The organism is Pseudoalteromonas sp. P1-16-1b (assembly GCF_001401785.1).
Lineage (GTDB): Bacteria > Pseudomonadota > Gammaproteobacteria > Enterobacterales > Alteromonadaceae > Pseudoalteromonas > Pseudoalteromonas undina.
Genome location: NZ_LKGQ01000001.1, coordinates 281,616 through 302,072, shown reverse-complemented (window position 1 = coordinate 302,072; position 20,457 = coordinate 281,616). Strand labels below are relative to the sequence as shown.

18 protein-coding genes are annotated in these 20,457 nt (G+C 39.5%); 8 read left to right on the top strand and 10 right to left on the bottom strand.

Features of this window, described 5'->3' with window-relative positions:
* Positions 1-119: 119 nt before the first annotated feature.
* Complete coding sequence (locus tag AN392_RS01230; protein WP_075170082.1) at positions 120-980, bottom strand: LysR family transcriptional regulator; 861 nt, start codon at positions 978-980, stop codon at positions 120-122.
* 81 nt (positions 981-1,061) lie between these two features.
* Between AN392_RS01230 and AN392_RS01225 the strand changes: the two genes are divergently transcribed.
* Positions 1,062-1,277, top strand: coding sequence for a DUF2798 domain-containing protein (locus tag AN392_RS01225; protein ID WP_055011581.1), 216 nt, complete (start codon positions 1,062-1,064; stop codon positions 1,275-1,277).
* A gap of 2 nt (positions 1,278-1,279) precedes the next feature.
* Positions 1,280-1,570, top strand: coding sequence for a putative quinol monooxygenase (locus AN392_RS01220; RefSeq protein ID WP_055011580.1), 291 nt, complete (start codon positions 1,280-1,282; stop codon positions 1,568-1,570).
* 493 nt (positions 1,571-2,063) lie between these two features.
* Here the strand turns inward: AN392_RS01220 and AN392_RS01215 are convergent, their stop codons facing one another.
* Positions 2,064-2,912, bottom strand: coding sequence for an ABC transporter substrate-binding protein (locus tag AN392_RS01215; protein WP_055011579.1), 849 nt, complete (start codon positions 2,910-2,912; stop codon positions 2,064-2,066).
* 67 nt (positions 2,913-2,979) lie between these two features.
* Here AN392_RS01215 and AN392_RS18615 point away from each other — a divergent pair, with 67 nt between their 5' ends.
* Positions 2,980-3,144, top strand: coding sequence for a hypothetical protein (locus AN392_RS18615; RefSeq protein ID WP_171036828.1), 165 nt, complete (start codon positions 2,980-2,982; stop codon positions 3,142-3,144).
* A gap of 112 nt (positions 3,145-3,256) precedes the next feature.
* Here AN392_RS18615 and AN392_RS01210 read toward each other — a convergent pair whose 3' ends face one another.
* Positions 3,257-4,747: a hypothetical protein gene (locus tag AN392_RS01210; RefSeq protein WP_055011578.1), complete on the bottom strand. Its 1,491-nt coding sequence runs from the start codon at positions 4,745-4,747 to the stop codon at positions 3,257-3,259.
* A gap of 93 nt (positions 4,748-4,840) precedes the next feature.
* The gene (gene dgt, locus AN392_RS01205; protein WP_010389524.1) at positions 4,841-6,304 is read right to left on the bottom strand and encodes a dGTPase; all 1,464 of its coding nucleotides are present in this window, start codon (positions 6,302-6,304) and stop codon (positions 4,841-4,843) included.
* A 153-nt stretch (positions 6,305-6,457) separates the two neighbouring features.
* Between dgt and AN392_RS01200 the strand changes: the two genes are divergently transcribed.
* Positions 6,458-7,672: an alkaline phosphatase family protein gene (locus AN392_RS01200; protein ID WP_055011577.1), complete on the top strand. Its 1,215-nt coding sequence runs from the start codon at positions 6,458-6,460 to the stop codon at positions 7,670-7,672.
* Between the two features lie 93 nt (positions 7,673-7,765).
* Here AN392_RS01200 and AN392_RS01195 read toward each other — a convergent pair whose 3' ends face one another.
* Complete coding sequence (locus AN392_RS01195) at positions 7,766-8,509, bottom strand: M12 family metallo-peptidase (protein WP_055011576.1); 744 nt, start codon at positions 8,507-8,509, stop codon at positions 7,766-7,768.
* Positions 8,510-8,574: 65 nt separating this feature from the next.
* Positions 8,575-9,288 carry a hypothetical protein gene (locus AN392_RS01190; RefSeq protein ID WP_054201457.1) on the bottom strand — a complete coding sequence of 238 codons (714 nt, stop codon included), beginning with the start codon at positions 9,286-9,288 and terminating at the stop codon, positions 8,575-8,577.
* 369 nt (positions 9,289-9,657) lie between these two features.
* Between AN392_RS01190 and AN392_RS01185 the strand changes: the two genes are divergently transcribed.
* On the top strand, positions 9,658-10,815 hold the full coding sequence (locus AN392_RS01185) for a benzoate/H(+) symporter BenE family transporter (protein ID WP_010389519.1): 1,158 nt from the start codon (positions 9,658-9,660) through the stop codon (positions 10,813-10,815).
* 146 nt (positions 10,816-10,961) lie between these two features.
* Here AN392_RS01185 and hemH read toward each other — a convergent pair whose 3' ends face one another.
* The 4 genes from hemH to AN392_RS01165 all read right to left on the bottom strand — a co-directional run bounded on the left by hemH (position 10,962) and on the right by AN392_RS01165 (position 16,227).
* The gene (gene hemH / locus AN392_RS01180; RefSeq protein ID WP_055011575.1) at positions 10,962-11,981 is read right to left on the bottom strand and encodes a ferrochelatase; all 1,020 of its coding nucleotides are present in this window, start codon (positions 11,979-11,981) and stop codon (positions 10,962-10,964) included.
* 78 nt (positions 11,982-12,059) lie between these two features.
* Positions 12,060-13,397: an HD domain-containing phosphohydrolase gene (locus AN392_RS01175; RefSeq protein ID WP_055011574.1), complete on the bottom strand. Its 1,338-nt coding sequence runs from the start codon at positions 13,395-13,397 to the stop codon at positions 12,060-12,062.
* Positions 13,398-13,636: 239 nt separating this feature from the next.
* Complete coding sequence (locus tag AN392_RS01170; protein WP_055011573.1) at positions 13,637-15,046, bottom strand: sensor histidine kinase; 1,410 nt, start codon at positions 15,044-15,046, stop codon at positions 13,637-13,639.
* Complete coding sequence (locus AN392_RS01165; RefSeq protein ID WP_055011572.1) at positions 15,043-16,227, bottom strand: FIST signal transduction protein; 1,185 nt, start codon at positions 16,225-16,227, stop codon at positions 15,043-15,045. Before AN392_RS01165 ends, AN392_RS01170 begins: the two co-directional genes overlap by 4 nt.
* A gap of 209 nt (positions 16,228-16,436) precedes the next feature.
* Between AN392_RS01165 and AN392_RS01160 the strand changes: the two genes are divergently transcribed.
* The 3 genes from AN392_RS01160 to AN392_RS01150 are packed head-to-tail and all read left to right on the top strand — an operon-like array spanning position 16,437 to position 20,182.
* Positions 16,437-17,015 carry a response regulator gene (locus tag AN392_RS01160; RefSeq protein ID WP_055011571.1) on the top strand — a complete coding sequence of 193 codons (579 nt, stop codon included), beginning with the start codon at positions 16,437-16,439 and terminating at the stop codon, positions 17,013-17,015.
* A gap of 3 nt (positions 17,016-17,018) precedes the next feature.
* Positions 17,019-19,028 carry an EAL domain-containing protein gene (locus AN392_RS01155; protein ID WP_055011570.1) on the top strand — a complete coding sequence of 670 codons (2,010 nt, stop codon included), beginning with the start codon at positions 17,019-17,021 and terminating at the stop codon, positions 19,026-19,028.
* Complete coding sequence (locus tag AN392_RS01150) at positions 19,025-20,182, top strand: HDOD domain-containing protein (protein ID WP_055011569.1); 1,158 nt, start codon at positions 19,025-19,027, stop codon at positions 20,180-20,182. Before AN392_RS01155 ends, AN392_RS01150 begins: the two co-directional genes overlap by 4 nt.
* The last annotated feature ends 275 nt before the right edge of the window (positions 20,183-20,457 follow it).

Genomic DNA, 20,457 nt, shown 5'->3' with positions numbered 1-20,457 from the left:
CGCCAACGCGACATATATTAATAAAGGCGACGAGCATCGAGTTGCGGAGATCGGGTTTTGCCATTAAAAGCTACGCTTTTCGCGTCAGCAAGCTTAACGCTTACAGCATAAATACCCCATTAACCTAACTCAACAATATCACCTTGTAAGCATGGCGTTTGCTCAATTACGCCCTGTATTAAAGTAATTAACTGACTTGCCGTTTTACTTGGCTGGCGTGTGTTATGCCATAGAGCATAAATAGGCCTGTTTGCAAAAGCAGGCTGCAATTCAATATAGTCAAAAGCCTGTTTGTCAGTAATACAACTAATTTCACTCATAGGTAATAAACCAACCCCATTTCCTTCTTCAACCATTTTTCGGGCTATTGTTATATCAAAGCAATAACTTATATCGCTGTAGAGTTCTGTTAGTTTGTTAAGCATGCCTGTTGGTAACTGAGTTTGAGTGTAAGGTAAAATTAGGCGAGTTTGTGGTGCATCTTTTTTGCTGACCAACTTAACCGCAATAGCGCCTAAGCGTTTTTGATAATAACTTGAATCTTGTTGTTGGCCAATGCGAATAGCGAGGTCAAAGCGTTGTTGGCTCAACTGACTATTAGCATTACTCGGTGATATGTGAAAATTGAGCGAAGGATTATCTTTTATAAATGTATTTAGCGCAGGCATAAGTAGATCTGCAATGATGTTTTGTGGGCATAATAAATAAAAAGTATTGCTGCTATTGCTATCACAATTAAGGGCGGTTATTTGATTATTAAGCGCTAACACTGAATCTGAAAGCGATGTATAGAGCTGCTCTCCTTTTGCTGTTAGCACGATTCCTCGTGCTGTACGCTGCAATAATGGCTCTGTTAATTTGGTTTCAAGTGCTTGAATACGTCGCGATAGCGTCGATAAATTTAAGCCTAAGTCTTTTGCCGTTTGGCTCATACTTTTACGCCTAGCTACCTCTATAAATAAATGAATGTCATCAAGCATTTCTGTTTCTCAATCTTAGTTTGCATTTTTGTGAGTATGGAAGCCCCAAGCTTTTGAATATAGTAACGCCAAGGAGGAAAGATGAAAATTCATTTTATATTTACATTGGTATTTTCGTTCATGATGTCGTTTTTACTATCTGCATGGGTGACCTACGTAAATTTAGGTTTAAGCAATACCTTTGTGCAAAGTTGGCTAACTGCATTTATTAATGCCTGGCCTGCAGCTTTTTTAGTGGCCTTTACCGTAGCACCGCCAATTCGTGCTGTGGTTATTAAATTAATTAATAAGGATTAAAGATGATTAATATAGTGGCAAAAATAACCCCTCAAGCTTCATTATTTGATGACTGTAAAGGGCGTTTACAGCAAATTTTAAAGTCTACACAGGCTGAGGTTGGCTGTATTCGATTTGAGCTATACAGCAATAGTGAGCAAACATGCTTGTTCTTAGTCGAACAATTTACGTCGCAAGCTGCTTTGGATACGCATTATTCACAGCCCTATGTAAAAGAGGTGTTTGCATTTTATGAAACGGCGTTAGCAAAACCGGTAGAAGTAAATAAATTAGTCGCGATTGAGCAAGTTTAATTTATCGTGTGTACTTCATTGGAGTGGGGAGTGTGTGTCCTCGGACGGTCGGCACTCGCTAACGCGACATGTATAAATAAAGGTGACGAGCGGCGGGTTGCGAGGAGCGGGCTTTGAGTATTAAAAGCTACGCTTTTCACGTCAGCAAGCTGCACGCGGTGAGAACAGGTAAAAGGTTCTAGGTTAAAGGTGCTAGGCTGAATATAGTCCGTCGCTCGCGGCTCGTTACCCAAAATTGGCGTTTAAAATAATCACAGCTAAAACTGGTTTCTACGATTTCAACTTACCAATTAATACAATGAGGCAATTAAGTGCGCTATTCGCCTCATTTTTTGAGGCGAATAATGCGTGAAAGTAACGTAATTTAAAAGCGGTGCTTTTCGCGTCAGCAAGCTTAACGCCTACGGTGGTAAAGGCTGCGGGCTTTGAGTGACGAGCAGCGAGCTTGTGCTAAAGCCTAAAACCTAGCTCGTAGCTCGCAACCCGTGCCAAGTCAGTCGGCCAGGGCGTTATTTGTGGGTTGATAAGCACCATTATCTAACGCATCAAAGTAGGCTTGATAACGGCCGTTTTGTTTAAATTTAAGTAATTGCTGATTAAAAATTTCAAGCCGCTGTTTACTGTATTTGTTATTTTTAGGGAACATCATAAAGCTTTGGTTTATGAGTAAAGCTTTGGGGTGATGGTTAATAGAGCTAAATAGGTTAGGTAACTTACTGGCCAAGGTGTAATAGCCTACGCTTTTTTCCTCGGCAAAGGCGTCTATTCTGCCCATAGCTAAGCGTTTAAAGTTTTGCTCTGTGGTACTTACTCGCGACATATCAAATAGACCCGCTTGTAGTGCTTTATCAAACTCTTCGCCATAGCTGTAAGCAAGCCCACCACCGAGTAATAAGCCTTTTAAATCGTTTAGGTTTTGCCAATCAAAAGGGCGTTTTTTGTGATAAAAAAATACAAAACGCTCGTTTAACACTGGCTCACTGTAAAAATAATCCTCAGTACGTTGTTGTTCAAACATCCATACGGCGGTGGCTGCGTATTTATCATTAATGGTGTCGTGGTAAGCACGCGGCCAGGGTAAAAAGGTAAAGTTAACCTTAATATTGGCTTGTGCAAATAAGTCGGTGATTAAATGGGCAATCACACCTTGATGAGGTAATGATTCACTTAAAAAAGGGGGCCATTCGCCGGTACTTATATTTAAAGTAGTGGTATGTGTGGGCTGTTCGTTTTTGGGTTGAATTGCTTCAATTGCGTTACTGTAATCACTCACTAAAGCCATCAGACAAAAAGATGCGGTAAAAATAAGGTATCTTAATTTAGCTGATAACATCACATGCATATGTATAGTTTACTCCTTCTTAGCCATTAGGTTGTGACTGATGCTGTTCAAAAAGTAGGCTATTGTAGTGAGTGAAACTGAATGCACGCTTAAGCTAGAACAGTCGGCAATAATACTTAATCATTTTACGGGGCTAAACGTGTCGCTACCTGCGTTAAAAAACTCTCATTACGACTGCATGGATGCAGAAGGTAGAGCAATGCAGGAGCAATTGCTGAGAACAACTAAATAGCAAATTTTTTGCCTAGCTATCAACACATTTTTCCTGCCTCAAAACAGACCACTTGATTAAGCGAATTGGTATTAGATTTAAAGCCACCTTTTAATAAGTACAGCGTACTCTATTATTCTTTTGTTTGCATGTTTTTTGCGCGCTCTTCAGCTTCAATTAGTGCTTGTGATTTAGGGGCGCGTTGCTTTTCTTCCACTTTCGGTTTTTGTGGTGAATTTGGATCCCAACTTTCATCAAGCGATAAGTTAGCAAATGGGTTACTGCTTTGTGGCGGTATATCAGGCTTAGTGGGTTCAACTGGCGATACCTTTACTTGTTCTGGTTTTATCGCACTTTTTTTAGTGGGTAAGGGCGCGTTGGGATCGAAGGTGCGTATTTCAGGCTCTTTAAAGTCGTGCTCGGTAGATGGTGTTAACGGTGAGCGCGGTTGTTTAGGCGAATGCAAGTCTGCCTTTGGTTGTTGAGGTGAAATGGGCTCAGCTGCAATAGGTGCTTCTTTTTTAGTCGCTGGTACAGGCTCGCTAGGCTGATTAACCGGCTTGCGCTGTTTTTTGATTGGTTTGGCTTCGGGATCAAAGTCTCTTACTTGTGGCTCTGCATGCTCGGTGGCATTTTTTATCCGTTCTAAAGTGGCTTTAGCGGCGGCTTCAAACTCTGCGGTATTCGGGATTTGCTTTACTTTAGCTGTGCTCACTTCGTTTGCGTTTGGCTCGGCAATTTCGGTTGTTGTTTTTTGCTCGCTTTTGCTGGTATCAAGAGTCTTAGATTCATCAATAGCAGTACTACTTTGCTTGTCATCGCACTTAGTAGTGGGAGCAGCTAGTGGCATACTGGTATCGGCAGGCTCGTTATTTTGCTTAACATTGCGTAGGCGCATTAATACAATAACCCCAATTATTACCACTAAGAGTAGCGCCACACTGGGTAATACTAGCGACAACATGTTTGATTCTTTAGGGATTGATGAGGCAACACCGTTAACTTGCTCTGCGGTATTTACGGTAACCGGCATGGCCGTTTGTAAAGGCTCCACTGTTGATTTTGTAACTGCTGGAGTTGTGTTGTTTTGCGTGGTTGTATCAATGCTAGGCTGATCATTTGTTGCAGCATCAGTTTTTTCATCGTTTGTTGTTTTATTGCTTTGCGGCTCATTAGGCTCGGTACTTGCTGATGCTGGAACAGTTGTACTTTGAGTATGTTTAATACTTTGCTCAATATCTGGCTCAGACGCTGTTGCTACTGTTTGTTCAACGTTTGATTTTGCGCTTTGCTGTGTAAGTGATGACTGGGTTTGACTCTGTGCAATAGGGGTATTTACAACAGATGAAACAGGCTCAGTTACTTGCGGTTTTGTAATCTCAGGGATGGGTTGTTCAATAATGGGTTGCGCTTTAGGCTTTGTTGCTGGTTGAGTACGTGCCGGGTTACTGCAGTTTTTTTTGTAGTCGCGAGCGGCGTTACGGTACTTACGGCTAGTTTTGTCGTTACTATATTGCTGCATTTCTTGTTTTATAAGAATGCACATCGCCTCGTTGTAAGCGACACTGCTGGCACTATAAAACAAAGTAAAACAAAAAAGTAAGCAACTCAGTAACGGTTTCATAAAACTCAAAAGCGGTTAAGCATCAATGCACTAATTTTAAGCGTAAAGTAAAAAATTATCTAGGGCTTAGCAATTTCGCGCGCTAAGCCTAAATTAGTCAATCACCATTAAGCTGCGGTACTCGTCGTAAGCAAATTGGTCAGTCATGCCGCTTATGTAGTCTTGAATGAGTCTACATCTGTAATAAAACTCATAAGCTGCAAAGTGGTCGGGCTCTTCTTGCATGGCATTTATAGCGTGCTGATAGCTACTTAAATGTTTTTTAGAGAGTTTTTTAACTAATCTCGATTCTATTAATAAACGGTTGTCGCCATGAAGTGCGCGTTTAAAGTCGTCGCTAGTTAATTGCAGTAAAGGTTTATAGCATTCTAGTAGGCCGTTAATAATACGGTAGCCTTGTAGTTCGAGCTTTTCGACCTCTTTATGAGAAAATACATGCTCAAGTGCCACTTGCTTTAGGGCTTGGGTTACTGCATGCAGGTAGCTGCGGTCTTCTAATAATGCATGGTTAAAGTCACCATGATAAATTGGCTCTATGTTTTCAATAAAGCGTTTAGCAGCATGATTTACTAATGGGTGCAGTAACGATACACGCAAATAAATAAAAAATTCACTATTAAAATTAAAGGGCTGTGCTTGCGCGCGTTCAATAGCGTAATTAATTGCATCATCAACAAAGCTTTGATGTTGGGTGTCGTTTAAGGCTAAGTTAATTAATGCTTTTTGATACTGCTTTTTTAGTTGCTCGCATAATAACTGTGTGGTGATTATGTCTTTTTCTACCGCATCTTCTATGTCAGCCAAGCAATAAGAAATATCGTCAGCGGCTTCCATTATGTAACTGGCTGGGTGGCGGCAATTCGGCTCCATTTTGAGCTCAGTTTGCAGTGCCTCTACAAAGCTTTTTTCACTGTAGTAGTAGCCCACTTTTTTCATAATGTAGTTTTTATTTTGTGGGATATCTTGCTTCGCTAAGCTGGCAGGGCGGGTGTACTTTAAAATTGCCGCACTTTGGCTGTAGGTTAAATTTAGGCTGAGCAATGAGTGAATAATACGTATGCCTTGGGCGTTGCCTTCAAAACTGCAAATATCTTGCGCTAAATGTTTAAAAATAACGCCTATACTGCTATTGGCTGTTTGGCAACGCTCAGGCGTAATACTGGCCAAGTTAGCATTAAACCAATTATTAATGGCGGCCTCGCCAAAGTGACCAAATGGCGGGTTACCAATATCGTGCATTAGGCAGGCCATTTCTACTAGGGTTTCTAGCGGGCGTTCTAAGCCTGATAAACCATATTCTTTTTGCTGTTGGTAATTTAAGTTGGCAAAAACACGCTGCACAATAAATCGACCAACTTGTTGTACTTCTAATGAGTGAGTAAGGCGCGAGCGCACGGCTGCATTGCGTTCAAGCGGAAATACTTGGGTTTTTTGTTGCAGCCGACGAATGGCTGCACTATTAATAATTCGGCCACGATCGCTCTCAAGCGCCATTTGTAAATTGGCCGTCGTGCGCTGCATACGCGCTGGGGTGATTTTGCTGCTGAAGTCGATCATGGCAATCCTTTTATTTTGCACGTTGGGCTCTTATTAAGTGCACAGTTATATTTTTTAGTGAGCCATCTTTAATCTATCAGCATGTATCATAAAGTAACAACTTGCTTTAGTATTATTTTTTATAAAATTAACATACATCTATAGGTGTTTAAAATGAAGTTGTGGATCACAAAGGCAGTCTGTTTTTGCCTTTTATTAGGGATGAGTAATGCGTTTGCAGCCAAAGAGCAAACTGTAGTGATGATTTCAATTGATGGCTTGCGTTGGGATTATATTGAAAAGCACGGTGCACCCAATTTAAAAGCAATGGCTGAGCAAGGGGTTAGAGCACAAAAAATGCAGCCAGTTTACCCTACTAAAACGTTTCCAAATCATATTTCGGTGATTACTGGTTTACTACCCGTTAACCACGGTATTGTTGACAATAAATTTTGTGACAAAGCGCGCAATAATCAATGCTACAGCATGGGTAAAGGCCAAAAAGACAGTACCTGGGTACGTGGTACTCCATTATGGAATTTAGTAAAAATGCATGGGCTTAAATCGGCGGTGTATTTTTGGCCTGAGTCGGATGCGCGCTTTAATGGTATGACGCCTGATTACTATTTTCACTATTCTAAACAAGGTGACTACCAAGACAGAATTGACCAAATTGTACAATGGTTAAGTTTGCCTCAAGCGCAGCGCCCACGTTTTGTAGCCAGTTACTTTTCGCTGGTTGATAGCATGGGGCATGAGTTTGGCCCAGATGCAGTACAAACACGTGACGCTGTTCATAAGTTAGATGCCTTAGTGGGGCAATTACGTACTCGCTTGAGCAAATTATCTCAGGATATTAATTTAGTAATTGTTTCTGATCATGGCATGGCACAGGTTGATCCTGAGCAAAGCATTATTGTTAGCAGTTTACCTAAAGATGATAATTTTATTATTGTGAATACCGGTCCTCGTTTACTTATTTATACTAAAAGCGATGCTAAAAATGCAGATATTGACGCGTATAAAGCACGTTTACAAAAAGCGGCTAAGGGGCGTTATAGTGTTTTAAGTAGCGAACAGCTTGAAGGCTACCATTATAATAGCGGGAGTAGAGTGGGCGATATTGTAGTGCAGACCAATGCGCCTGCGGTATTTAGTAACGGTACTAAAGCGCCTTATTTAGGTACACATGGCTATGCTTATAGTGATGATATGGCAGCCACCTTTGTAGCAGCAGGTCCTGCGTTTAAAAAAGGGGTAAGTATTGAGCTGGTGAATAATTTAGATATTTACCCTGTACTTGCTAAGGTAATGGGGTTAACGCTAATGAGTAAAGTGGATAGCGATGGCAAAACTTTAATGCCTGCAATAAAAGCAGTTAATCATTAAAAAGAGCGCCGAGGCGCTCCGCAAGGGAAACTTAATTGGTGTAAATGGGTAATAATTTACCCATTTATTTAATGCTAATTCTTAGAATTGGGTTTATTTAAAGTTAGCAATACTGGTTTTTGTGTCGGTTACAGTACGAATAGCATATGCTTGGTTGGTTACACCAAATGGAATGCCATTTACGCTCCAATTTGGGTTAGAGAAATAATCGTACTGAGTTGCACTACCAAACACATGCGGGTAAGCCATAATACTGGCAAATTCATTTTGTACACCGTGGCCCATACCATCAACATAAACGCCACCGGCCGTATCGCCTTGCTTACGAGAATGCGCCAAACCTTGGTTATGACCTAGTTCGTGTACGAACGTTGTAGCTCCACAATCAACGGCTGTTATTGAATACATACGGTTACTCATTGAGCTGTATAAATTGCCATTCGTACCTTGACCAACCCATGCTAGTCCACAAGAGATTAAACCGCTGCCTGCACTTTGGCCTGTGCCTAAGACGGCTACCATGTCGGCTTTCCAATCATTACGTAAACCATCTACGTAGCTGCTATTTGTCACAGCGTTAAGCCAATCTTCTGAAGGGGTTATTGCATGGTTGCCTAAGTTTTGAGAACCGACTAAACGCAGTGTTATATCAACGCCATTTTGACTATATACTTGATTACTAAAAGCAATAAGCTGATTAATTTTAGTATTAATATTGCTGGTAGCGGCAGCTGATTGGTCGGTATATAAAATACCAATATCAATTGTTTCTGCTGACACTGTGCTAGCGGCACATAATGCCGTTGCAATAGCGGCTGTTGATATTATTTTTTTCATAGTCGTATTTCCTTTCTTTTGTAATTGCAGTTTTACTGCTGAGTCATCTTGGTTTAGGTTAAAAATTAAATTGAGGGTGATTCTTCATCACTGGGCGCAAACGGATCTCCACCGTCAGTATTTTTTGGTGCGGGCTCACCTACTTGGTGTTCTATATGGTTTTTATATAAATCTCGTTTTGCTGCAATCCAGCCGTATTGGCCTTTGCTTTCAAAAACATAATTGCCACTAGGGGCAGTAAATTGACCATAAACCGCGTCATTACCAACGGTTAATATAGTGGTATGCAACGCTCCATTAGCGCCAATCACTTGGCCAACAATGCTTTTATCACCGTTACTGGCATTGGTAACATTCGTTATTTCAGCGCTGTAGGTTTCTGCGGTTTGCGGTATAGCTAGGTCAAAATTATCCCCTGCTTCAAGGGTCTTAAGCGCTGCTAGATCAAATTCTATATAGGCTTCATTTTGTAAATCGGTAGGCAGTACTTTTGCCGCTTTAAGTATTTCTTTGGCCTTGGTTGAAGGTTTATTGATTGCGTCAAATGAGTTTTCAATAACGGCTAACTTTGCTTTTGAAGGGGCGCCTTTTATAGGATCTTTACTCATATCGATTGGTAATGGCTTACGTGTTTGTTTTGCAAATTCAGAATCAACAGGAACGATATCAATAGCTATAGGGGCTTCTACCTCATCGGTTTTATTCTGATTATTAAGCAGCGTATATATGGCAAATACAGACAAAGGAATAGCGATAATTAAAACAATGTAACGTTTCATCTGTTTCTCTTTTAGGGTTATTGGTGAACTAATTGTTAAGTTTTATATTAAAAATAGGATGAGATCAAATTTAAATTGTAATCATAAAGTGTTAATGGGTGTTTTTGTAACTTATTGTAAGTATTTACTTTACCTTTTTTAGGTATTTGCTTTTGATTTAATAAGTGTGGTTTTTTGTAGTAATGACGCACCCTGTGGCATGTTTTTAGGTACGTATGTGTTTTTTAAATTGCAATGATTTTGAAAGACAAAACTGACCAATAAAATTTTTTTAGCAACGTGATCATTTTTCATTATTCATTATTCAAAATTGCAAAGTATAAATAGGCAAAGTATGTTGTAACATTAGGGTTTCTTAATGAGGGAATTATGGCAGGGACTGATCAGTTACTTAGTCGCACTATGGCGGGACTTGTTGCCGTTATTATTGGTTTTTCAAGTTCAATAGCATTGATTTACCAAGTGGTGATCACTTTAGGTGGCACACCTGAATTAGTGGCAAGCTGGATATTAATGCTGGGCTTGGTAATGGGCAGTACCTCTATTGTGTTGTCGTTTTATTATAAAGTGCCTATTTTAATTGCATGGTCTACCACTGGAGCTGCACTACTGATTTCAAGCGCGCAAGGCTATAGCTTACCTGAAGCGATAGGTGCATTTATGCTCTCAGCCTTATTGGTGCTGGTGTCGGGAATAACGGGGTGGTTTGAAAAAATCATGAACCGCATTCCCAGTGAACTGGCTTGTGCCATGTTAGCGGGGGTATTAGTCACATTTGGCATTGATGTGTTTAACTTTATGAACGATATGCCATTAGTTATTGGTTTAATGGTGGTGGTGTACTTTATTGGTAAGCGCTTTTTTGCCCGTTTTGCGATGCTAAGTGTGTTGCTAGCGGGTATATTTTTAGCGTGGTATATGGGCAATATCGATACCAGTACCGTGCATTGGCAAGCCAGTAGTTTTACTTATATTGCGCCAAGCTTTAGTTTGCAGGCATTTGTAAGTATAAGTATTCCTTTATATATAGTAACTATGACCTCACAAAACTTACCCGGTTTCGCTATTTTGAAAGCGCATAATTATAAAGCGCCTATATCATCGTCATTAACTGTGACCGGGTTAATAAATTGTGTGACGGCTCCCTTTGGTACCTACTCTATTAATCTAGCAGCCATAACAGCGGCTATTTGTATGAGCGAAGAGGCCGATAAAGACCCTGATAAGCGTTATTGGGCAAGTATTGCTGGTGGCGTGTTTTACATAATTATGGCGTTATGTGCGGCTATGTTAGTGGCAATTGTGGCAAGCCTGCCACAGGCCTTAGTATTGGCGCTGGCGGGTATTGCTTTGTTTGGCACTATTGCCAATAGTTTGCAGCAGTCTTTGCATAGTGCTGAATATACTGAAGCAGCCATTATTACTTTTTTAGTCACGGCCTCAGATTTAACTTTATGGTCGGTGGGCTCTGCCTGTTGGGGAATAATTGCCGGAGCAATCACATTAATAGTGACACGTAAGCGCTAAGCGCAGCTTTGAGTTATAAGTTGTCAGCTATCAGAAAGTGATACAAGAGAAAGCGCGAGATATACTCGCGCCTACAAGCTTTCACCGCACTTGGCTAATCTCCAGCTGAACGCTGAGAGCTAAAACCTAACCGCTGCTCTCTTTTTTTATAGCATTGGCTTTAACACATCAAACATGGCATCGATGTGATCGTCACGATCATTTAGGGCTGCAATGTATCGGTATTTTTCGCCGCCAGCTTCTTCAAAAATTTCGCGGTTTTCACCTTCTAATTCCTCAAGTGTTTCAAGGCAGTCGGCGCTAAATGCAGGGCTGATAATTGCGATATCTTTAATTCCTTCGCTAGGTAAGCTCTCAAGAGTTGCATCTGTGTATGGTTTTAACCATTCAGCTTTACCAAAGCGACTTTGAAAAGTAGTGATCACTTTATCTTTGTCTAGCCCTAGTTTTTCAACCACTAAACGCGTGGTTTGTTGGCATAGGCAGTAATATGGGTCGCCATTATCTAAAAACTGTTTAGGCATACCGTGATATGAAAACACCATTTTTTGTGGCATTCCGTGTTTTTCTAAATCTTCGCTAATGCTGTTAGCGAGTGATTCTAGGTAGGTTGGGTTTTTGTGATACCCATTTACAAAGTGCAGCTCTGGCACCCAGCGCCATTTTTTTAATACATTGGCAACCGCATCAAATGTGGAGCCTGTGGTTGGGCTTGAATACTGCGGGTAAAGCGGCAGCACAATAATACGGGTTAAACCTTTGTCTCTAAGCTCTTCAAGGCCCGCTTCGATTGATGGATTACCATAGCGCATCGCCATAACCACTTCGGTGTTGGTATAGCCATGGTGTTTTAATAAGGCATTTAATTTAAGGCTTTGCTGGCGTGTAATGTGAGTAAGCGGCGAGCCATTTTCGGTCCATATACTTTTATATAATTTAGCTGAGCGTTTTGGGCGAATACGCAAAATGATGCCGTGAAGAATGATCATCCACACTATACGTGGTATTTCTACAATACGCGGATCTGACAAAAACTCACGTAAGTAAACACGTAACGCGCTTGCTGTGGGGGCATCGGGGCTACCTAAGTTGGTTAATAAAATACCTGTTTTTTGGTTAAAACGCCCGTCGTGGGGATTATCGGTAACGGCAGAAAATCGCGACACTGTGTGCTCCTTCAAGCAATATATTTGAAAGTAACTATTATGGCTTAGTATAACGAATAAAAGAGCATTTTAGATCAATCATTTAGCCGTTTTAACCATAATTCTAAACGGAGTCGGCTTTTTGGCTTCGAGTTGCTGTAGTTTCACAATCGATTTTAAATTGAAAACGTGCCCTTTAGGTAAAAGCATAATACCTGTATGGCTGTGCAGTGAGTTTGCCAATGTCATACTCTCTTCAAGTTCTTGAGCGCAAATTACTTTAATCGAGCCAATAGACGTGTCTGAGGCCATAAGCTGTACATGACTTGCCTCAAGCGATTTTACTATTTTTGGATGATATAAGCTGCCACTACCAAGCTTAATATTATTAAGTGCCACCTCATGACGCATTTTTGTAGTTAATAATGGATCGCTTTGCTCATAATGCTCCCAGTAATCGCGAGCAACGCTGAGCACCATAGCCCCAATAGGAATATCGTTTTTAGCAAGCCCTTTGGGTATTCCTTGGCCGTTGTAGCGTTCGAATTGATGATAAATTGCATCAGAAACATCGCTTAAATGCGTTGCAGGCATGAGCATTAATTGTGAAATACTCGGGTGGGTGTAAAACGTTTTGCGCTGTACTTCATTGAGTTCGTTAATAGGTTTGTTGTAAAGCTCAGGGTCCATCGCAAGTAAACCAATTTGAGCTAAATACCCTGCAATAGGCGCAAGCGTGATACTTCTTTGCGATACATTAAGGTAACGCGCTATTTGCGTGCATGTGCCGGCAATGTTCTCGGCTCTTTTACCATCGAGATACGGATTTGCATTAATAAAATTATAAAGCAGTTCAACAGTAGATTGATGCTCTCGTTTTTCACTTTCATTAGCGACTTCAAGTTTTTTCAGCACGCTTCTAATTTGTTTTGTTCGCTTGTCGACGAGTTGTTCTAAATTAGTATTAAGTTCTTTTAGCTGTTGATTTTGTTGATTTACTTGAAGTTGTAAAATTTCATTTTGTTTTTTTAGTCTAAACTTTTCTACACCCGATTGGATAACGCTAATTAAGTGATCATTTTGCCAAGGTTTTTGCACATAGGCATGAATGCCTCCTTCGTTAACCGCACTTATTGTTGACTCTAGATCAGAAAAACCAGTTAATAAAATACGCTGGCTATCGGGAGCGATTTTTCTCGCTTTAGCTAAAAACTCCGCCCCACTCATATGTGGCATACGCATATCACTAATAACGACGTCAAATTCATTTGCATGCATTTTTTCAAGTGCATCTTGGCCACTGGTTGAAACACTCACATCAAATTTATATTGGCGTAATAAACGAACTAAAGATTTAAGCACATTGGCTTCATCATCTAAGCATAAAATACTCGGTGGTTGTTGATTTAATTGCTCTAATGGGTCAATGTCCGTCATTTTTTTACCAATAAGAAAGTGTATTAAATGGCTAAAGTTAGTCTAAGCTTTGCTTGTAAACAACTGATTTATTTAAGCCGTATCAAGATACTGTACTTTAGCAGTACGTAAATCACAGCATATAGGATTAAATACCATAGCGCAGTACCTTGGTTTGCAAATATTTTAACTATATTACCCTTAAAGTTAACGATGATTATTACAGCTTACTTACACAAAATCAGTGCTGTAAATAGAGCTTATTCAATCGGTTTGTTAGCATTTAAAATAGTGAGTACATCGTCAGTTAATTTGGGTTTTTTAGGTAAGGTAATATAAAAAACAGTACCTTGGTTTAACTGGCTTTCAACTCGAATTTGACCACTATGCTGCTCTATAATTGCTTTGCTTATAGCCAGCCCTAACCCTGTGCCTTGGCCTATTGGTTTTGTAGTATAGAAAGGGTCAAAAATTTTATTTAATTTGTCCTCATCAATTCCACTGCCATTATCGGCAATAGTTATATAGGCATTTTTTTTATCGGCTTTAGTGGTAATACTGATCACTCCAACCTTGTCGCAAATGGCTTGAGCGGCGTTAAAAAATAAATTTAAAAATACCTGAGAGAGCTGGGTTGAACGCCCTGTGATGATAACGGGTTCTGTGTTGTAGTTTTTTTCAACGTTGGCGTTATATTTAATTTCGTTCCAGGCAACACGTAATGTGTTATCAATGAGCTCGGTTATATCAATATCGCCAATTTGGGTTTGATCCGGATGAGCAAATTGCCTTAACCCTTGAACAATCTCTTTAACTCGATCAGCCCCTTCAGTCATTTCAGCAATGATATCGCTTGAGTCTGTTTGTAATTCATCAAATTGGTAATGCTGTAGCGTATCTACTAATGTTTGCTGCGTTATGGCTTTTTCTGCTTTGAGTGTGTTAATTAAATGACTAAATTGCTCAAGGTTGTAAGCCAAATTTTGGATATTACTGACAATGTAGCTTAAAGGGTTATTTATTTCGTGTGCAACGCCTGCCGCCATTTGCCCTAACGAAGCCATTTTTTCAGAGTTGATTAGCACTTGTTCAATGTTGCTTTGTTTTTCCTCCATTTCTTTTTGTTTCACAAGTAAGTTTCGTTTTTCAAATTGTGAAATCGTATTCCCTGCAAAACTGACAAAGCGTTGCATTAAAGTAATATCGTGCTGATTAAACGCGCCAATTGTTTCAGAAAAAATATAGAGCTGGTAGCTCTCTGTGCTGGTACTTACTGGAGTGGTGAGCATTGCATGTTGCGAATTCCAAAAAGGATCGGTTACTTGCCAATTAGGAAGTTGGTGTAAGTTAAATACATTTTTAATGTTTCTATTCGGTTTATCGAGAACTGTAAGCTGGGTAATTATTGCATCGCTATGAGGGTGCGATGCTGTAACTAATGTAGATAATTCATCACTGGGATTTATTTTAATTAAAATAGCCGCAGAAAAAGAGATCGCTTGTTGCAAAATATTAAAAAACTCAGTGAGTAAGGTTTCTGTGCTGTCGTTTTTTAAGATTGCATCTAGGCCGTCTAAAATCAGGCTGTTAAAGGCACGGTTTTCTTCAAGTGCTAAATTATGAACCTGTAATAAATGCAGTTTTTCTAATAGTATTTCGTTGGTAGTCATACAGAATCACCAAATATTTCGCATGAGATCATTAAGTTACCGTGCTTACTAGTTGAGTCGCTAAATGTGCCAAGTTCTCCAAAGGTAAAGCCCATAATAAACGGTGTGTTGGGTAATTGTGCTGCAATAGAGTGTTTTACTTCTTGCATTGCACTTTGAATAGATAACATGCAGCCGCCACAAAAAATAATAATAGCGCCCTTTATATTTTTTATTGCATGTAAGTCTGCCAGTTTGGTCAGTGAAGAAACGACCATATCGCCTCGTTTTATTAATTGTTCAGGGCTTCCCGAAGCAAGATAAACAGTATCGCCAACGCTTAAATTTGAAAATAATTCTAGCGTGCCATTTTCAGCTACCGCTGGGTGGCTTAGCAGCAGCCTAGGAATATCATCATCAGAGGAAAGGGCTCTTGCCAGTGGGGTCATCGTTGATTGGGCAAGTATATTTCCCGCTTTTAACTGTTCAAACCCTATGTTTTTTCGCCACTGATTATAAACATCAAAGGCGGGCTGGTTATCGATAGTATTTAATATGCGACCATCAACGTTTGTAACTGTACCCAGCTGGTCGGTTTTATCATAGCCTGAACTATAAAAGCCGAATGTTTCTACCGAGGGGTATAACACTGCAATAATAAAGCCTTGTTGGTATACATTTTTAGTATCGCTAAAGCACCACTTTGCTGAAATGTCGTTGTCGGCACAACTTCCTCCAAAAACAGGTATACGCTGCCCGATAGCATCTTGAATTCCTTGTAATACCAACTCCTCATTACCTGGAACTTGAAAACACCAGACCATTTTTGGGGCGAGTCCAGTTTGGCCTGCATTAGCAATGGCTTCGAGTACGGTTTGAGCAGCATTTTCTCTTAGATTATCGGTTGCATTACAACTTGCAACACCATAATGACCATTTGAGTCTTTAATCGAGAATAAACTAATGCTGTGTTCATTTAACGAGAGGGTTTGCTCGGTTGATGAACCAAGGCATGATGAGATAAATAAACCGTTTTGAGTGTTTTCTATAAAGCTTGGCTGGTTGTTGCAAAGGTGCTTAATGGTATCTGTTGTTGCAAACCCAAGCAGCAAATCAGGGCTGTTGTTCGTAAACTGATTTACAGGTTGGATAAATTGGTCTATATCGCTGCCGTGAGTGTGAAAAGTATCAATGGCGAACATAGATGCCCCTTGGTGATAACGATAGCCACAATTGTGGGTGTTTTTAACTATTAATAATAGCTTAGGATTTATTCTAGACTATTCTTGAATAGGGTGTGTTATTGAATTAGCTGCTAATAAATGTCATCTATGTCTTAAGTGTCTCATTTGTCGCCTTGTTATTAAATTTATGTTAATGTAAATTTAAAATCAAGTTGAATTTTATTAGCATGCTAAAAACATTAAAGCCAAGTGAGATTGCTCGTTACTGCGATGTTCACCAACGAACGGTAAGCCGTTGGATTAACGCGGGAGACTTAAAAGGGCATAAGCTGACTGGTCGAGGCAATTATAGGGTGCAGGTAGTTGACTTTATTGATTTTTTAGTCAGACATAAAATGCCAGTTCCACAAAGTTTGTCGCACAAGCCACAGGTCTTAATTATTGACGATGAGGCTAATGTTCGTTCTGCAATTAAGCGTGTTTTAAAACGAAGCGGTTTTGATGTAGTAGAAGTCGCAGGAGGGTTTGAGGCCGGTACGTTAATGCACCAGAGAAAACCAGAGCTGATAACTGTTGATTTATCTATGCCGGGACTAAGCGGCATTGAGGTCATTCGTTTTATCCGCTCTTGCGAAGAGTTTAAAGATATTAAGGTGTTAGTGATTTCAGGGATGCCTGAAACTCAACTAATCGATGCAGTTAATGCCGGTGCTGATGGGTATATTTGTAAGCCATTTAGTAACGATACATTGATAGACAATGTAAATATTTTATTTGGTAAAAATAGAACTCTTCTTGGGGTGTAAATAGTGGCTTTGCGAATTTTATTAGTAGACGATGAACTCAATGTATTGAAGTCTTTAAAACGAGTACTTGTTCGTTCTGGTTATGATGTAATAACAGCATCCACGGGTTTTGAGGCGCTTGAAATATTAGCGGCTAATCAAGTTGAGATAATCATTACTGACTTTAGAATGCCAGAAATGAACGGCGCTGATTTATTACGGCAGGTTAAAAGTCGCTGGCCCGATTGCGTAAACTTAGTGCTAAGTGGATATGCTGATTTTAAGTCTGTAGTTGAGTTATTGAATCAGGGATTGGTATTTCGTTTTTTAGAAAAACCATGGGTCGATAGTGAACTACTTGAAAACATTAGCGAGGCGCAAGTAAAATATGAACAGCGCCGAGCTAAAAGAGTAAGAGATCAGTTATTAATGGGCAGCATGTCTGGCCTAATAGAAATAGACAATAACGGCATTATTAATCGTTTTAACGCGCCTGCCGCTGAAATCATTCCTGATATTCATTTATACGAAAACAAACACCTCGCCCATTTAGATACAGCTCAAAATAAAGCGGTAAGCCAGTCTTTTATTGACAAGCAAAGCAGTACACTTTTTATTAACTATGCACGCGCCTCTGATCTAGCGAAAAGCGAAGAAATTATGATAGAGCGTTGTTTAAATGATGATTCTTTCCAACTTTTGAAGCTATCAATTAATTCAAACAGCTTGAGTAGTATTTTTCAACTTACCAGAACACAGTCGGTAGTAACCAACGAGTCTGACTTTTATCATCATTTAACGCTGTGTGAAGCGAACAAAGAATGTTATGCCTTGGTTTATATAGGTATCTCGCAGTTTCAATTAATTAATGATTTGCTAGGGGGCGAAGATGGCAGCCACCTTATAAAATTGGTTTTGGAGGTGCTAAAAGGCGTATCAGAAAAAGCGGTCAAAGTTCTTCATAAGAGCGCCGATAGGTTCGTATTATTTGTTCCTGAAATTAAATCTGATAGTGAAATTTTAACCGTTCTAAATAAGGCGATGAATGATCTGAAAAAAGCACTTCCTAGTAAATATACCGATGCCCATGTGCAGCTTTATGGTGTGTATGGTTTGTTTCCTGAGGATAGTTTAGAGGGAAAAGAGCTCGTTAATCAAATGCAGTTGACGATGAATTACCAAGTAGGTGAGCAGCAGCGTATTTGTTCTCGCTTTGACCCTCAGCTGGTCGCAGATTATAAAAAGAACTTTGATTTAAGCCGTTTATTATTAACAGCGGTAAATAAAGATGAGCTTTCATTACGCTTTCAACCAAAGGTTGATACTAAAACAGGCCAAATATTTATTGCTGAGGTGTTAATTCGCTGGTATGAGCCGAGTAAACATGGCTGGGTAGCACCAGCTCATTTTATCCCGATTGCTGAATGCGATGGTCAAATTATCTCAATAGGGCGCTGGGTTATTTCTCAAAGCTGTAAAACACTAAAATACTGGGCAGACAACAAAACAGGGGTGGGTGTATTAGCAATTAACTTGTCTGCTAGGCAATTAAAAGATGATCCGGATTGGATTGACTACATGCTCGAGTGTTTAAGCAGCAATAGTTTAGAGCCGTCACAGTTAGTTTTTGAGTTAACAGAAACTTATCTAATCGAAGATTTTACTAACTGCGAACAGCAATTAATAAGGCTAAGATCGTTGGGGTTTAAGCTATTAATTGATGACTTTGGTGTAGGTTACTCATCACTTGGCTATCTTTCTAAGCTACCTGTAGATGGCGTTAAACTAGATAGAACCCTTATTACTGATATTGAATCGTCTTTAGCGATGCAAAGTATGGTTCGTAATATTACGCGTATGTCGCATGATCTAAATTTAAAAGTTGTTGCTGAGGGGGTAGAAACAGCCTATCAATGTGAATTAATTAAAAAGTTAGGGTGTGACTACATACAAGGCTATTACTACAGTGAGCCTTTAGAGCAGGATGATTTTTGTAATTATTTAAACCATTTTAATTCTCAAGGTGCGCAATGAGTTCGATAACGGTAGTCATACTAGACGATGATGCTTTTTTATTAAAAGTATTACAAAGGACTATTCATCGAGCCTATCCAGAGGTTGATATAATGACAACCTCTGATATTGATGAATTTTGGCAGCTGCTAAACACTAAGCAAGACTTAGATTTAGTATTAAGTGATTATTTAATGCCGCAAATGAATGGATTGGATGTTTTAGAACAATGCTCTTCACAAAACCCCTACCCAGTCAGAGCATTACTTACTGGTGATATGACATTGAGCACCATGATGCGACAACCTAATGTTGTGCATGCTTACCTTGCTAAGCCGTTTAATGAAGCAGATATAACCGCGCTTTTTGACAATGTAGCGGCGTTAAAGTCGTTACCTTTTGCTTTTAATGTGCGCAGGCAGTTAGGGGCAATGATCAGCTTCCCTGTTTACCCTCTTATTTTAAAAGAACTCAGAGACTTAGTACAAAGCGATGAATTTGATTTACATGATATTAGCCATGTTGTCTCTCAAGAGCCAATAATAACCGCTAAATTGTTGCAACTTGCAAACTCTGCTTATCTTGGCTTTATAAGGCCTACCTCGTCAATTGATGAAGCTGTGTCGAGGCTCGGAACCACTATATTAATGGCTATCACCACTTCTTTATTGGTTGCCAAAAATTTTGAATCGTCTATTCCTGTTGATGTGCATGAAAAGCAATTAAATATAGCGGCGAATTACGCTAGTTGTGTTAAGCGTTTTGCAAAGCAAGCAGGTTTTAACTTACATGATCAAGAATTATTATTTTCAGTGGCGTTATTGAGTTTTGTTGGCAAAATTATTTTACTGTCTCAAGGCGAAAGTGAACCGCCAGATGAACATGCGCAAACCATCAACAATGGATACGTGAGTGCCAATTTTATTTCGGCCTACGTTTTAAAGTTGTGGGGATACGACACGAAAATATGTAACTTACTGATGAGTTGCCATGATTTAGCTGGTACTGATGATAATGAGTTAACTCTGTTTAATCATATGTTGTATATTGTTTGGCAAATTATTTTTGATGAACAAACTCCCATGCAATTACGTGCATACTGTGACTCAAAAGGCGTAGACCCATTACTTTGCCATGTTATTAGTGAATTTGATTGGCAGAGTTATACCTCTTAAATAGACTCTGTATAAAATAACGTTTAAAAACGGGCAGTATTACAAAACCACCTATTTATAATTTCCTCTGAGTTCTCCTTCTTATCTTTATTATCTACTTTAGTCTAATAAAAACCGCATAAAAGATCATTATAAGTACGTTTTATCACCAGCTTGGTTTAAAAAACGTACAACCACGTTGTTTTTAGTTCTTATAAATATAACTTCATATTTAACATTGTATTAACTTGCGGTGGTGTGATATTAAATTGCTACTTTGGTTGTATTTTGAGCTC

Bases quoted from the DNA above. Each gene is read 5' to 3' on its own strand.
- AN392_RS01230 (WP_075170082.1), bottom strand. From the start codon at position 980: ATGCTTGATGACATTCATTTATTTATAGAGGTAGCTAGGCGTAAAAGT.
- AN392_RS01225 (WP_055011581.1), top strand. From the start codon at position 1,062: ATGAAAATTCATTTTATATTTACATTGGTATTTTCGTTCATGATGTCG.
- AN392_RS01220 (WP_055011580.1), top strand. From the start codon at position 1,280: ATGATTAATATAGTGGCAAAAATAACCCCTCAAGCTTCATTATTTGAT.
- AN392_RS01215 (WP_055011579.1), bottom strand. From the start codon at position 2,912: ATGCATGTGATGTTATCAGCTAAATTAAGATACCTTATTTTTACCGCA.
- AN392_RS01210 (WP_055011578.1), bottom strand. From the start codon at position 4,747: ATGAAACCGTTACTGAGTTGCTTACTTTTTTGTTTTACTTTGTTTTAT.
- dgt (WP_010389524.1), bottom strand. From the start codon at position 6,304: ATGATCGACTTCAGCAGCAAAATCACCCCAGCGCGTATGCAGCGCACG.
- AN392_RS01200 (WP_055011577.1), top strand. From the start codon at position 6,458: ATGAAGTTGTGGATCACAAAGGCAGTCTGTTTTTGCCTTTTATTAGGG.
- AN392_RS01195 (WP_055011576.1), bottom strand. From the start codon at position 8,509: ATGAAAAAAATAATATCAACAGCCGCTATTGCAACGGCATTATGTGCC.
- AN392_RS01190 (WP_054201457.1), bottom strand. From the start codon at position 9,288: ATGAAACGTTACATTGTTTTAATTATCGCTATTCCTTTGTCTGTATTT.
- AN392_RS01185 (WP_010389519.1), top strand. From the start codon at position 9,658: ATGGCAGGGACTGATCAGTTACTTAGTCGCACTATGGCGGGACTTGTT.
- AN392_RS01175 (WP_055011574.1), bottom strand. From the start codon at position 13,397: ATGACGGACATTGACCCATTAGAGCAATTAAATCAACAACCACCGAGT.
- AN392_RS01170 (WP_055011573.1), bottom strand. From the start codon at position 15,046: ATGACTACCAACGAAATACTATTAGAAAAACTGCATTTATTACAGGTT.
- AN392_RS01165 (WP_055011572.1), bottom strand. From the start codon at position 16,227: ATGTTCGCCATTGATACTTTTCACACTCACGGCAGCGATATAGACCAA.
- AN392_RS01160 (WP_055011571.1), top strand. From the start codon at position 16,437: ATGCTAAAAACATTAAAGCCAAGTGAGATTGCTCGTTACTGCGATGTT.
- AN392_RS01150 (WP_055011569.1), top strand. From the start codon at position 19,025: ATGAGTTCGATAACGGTAGTCATACTAGACGATGATGCTTTTTTATTA.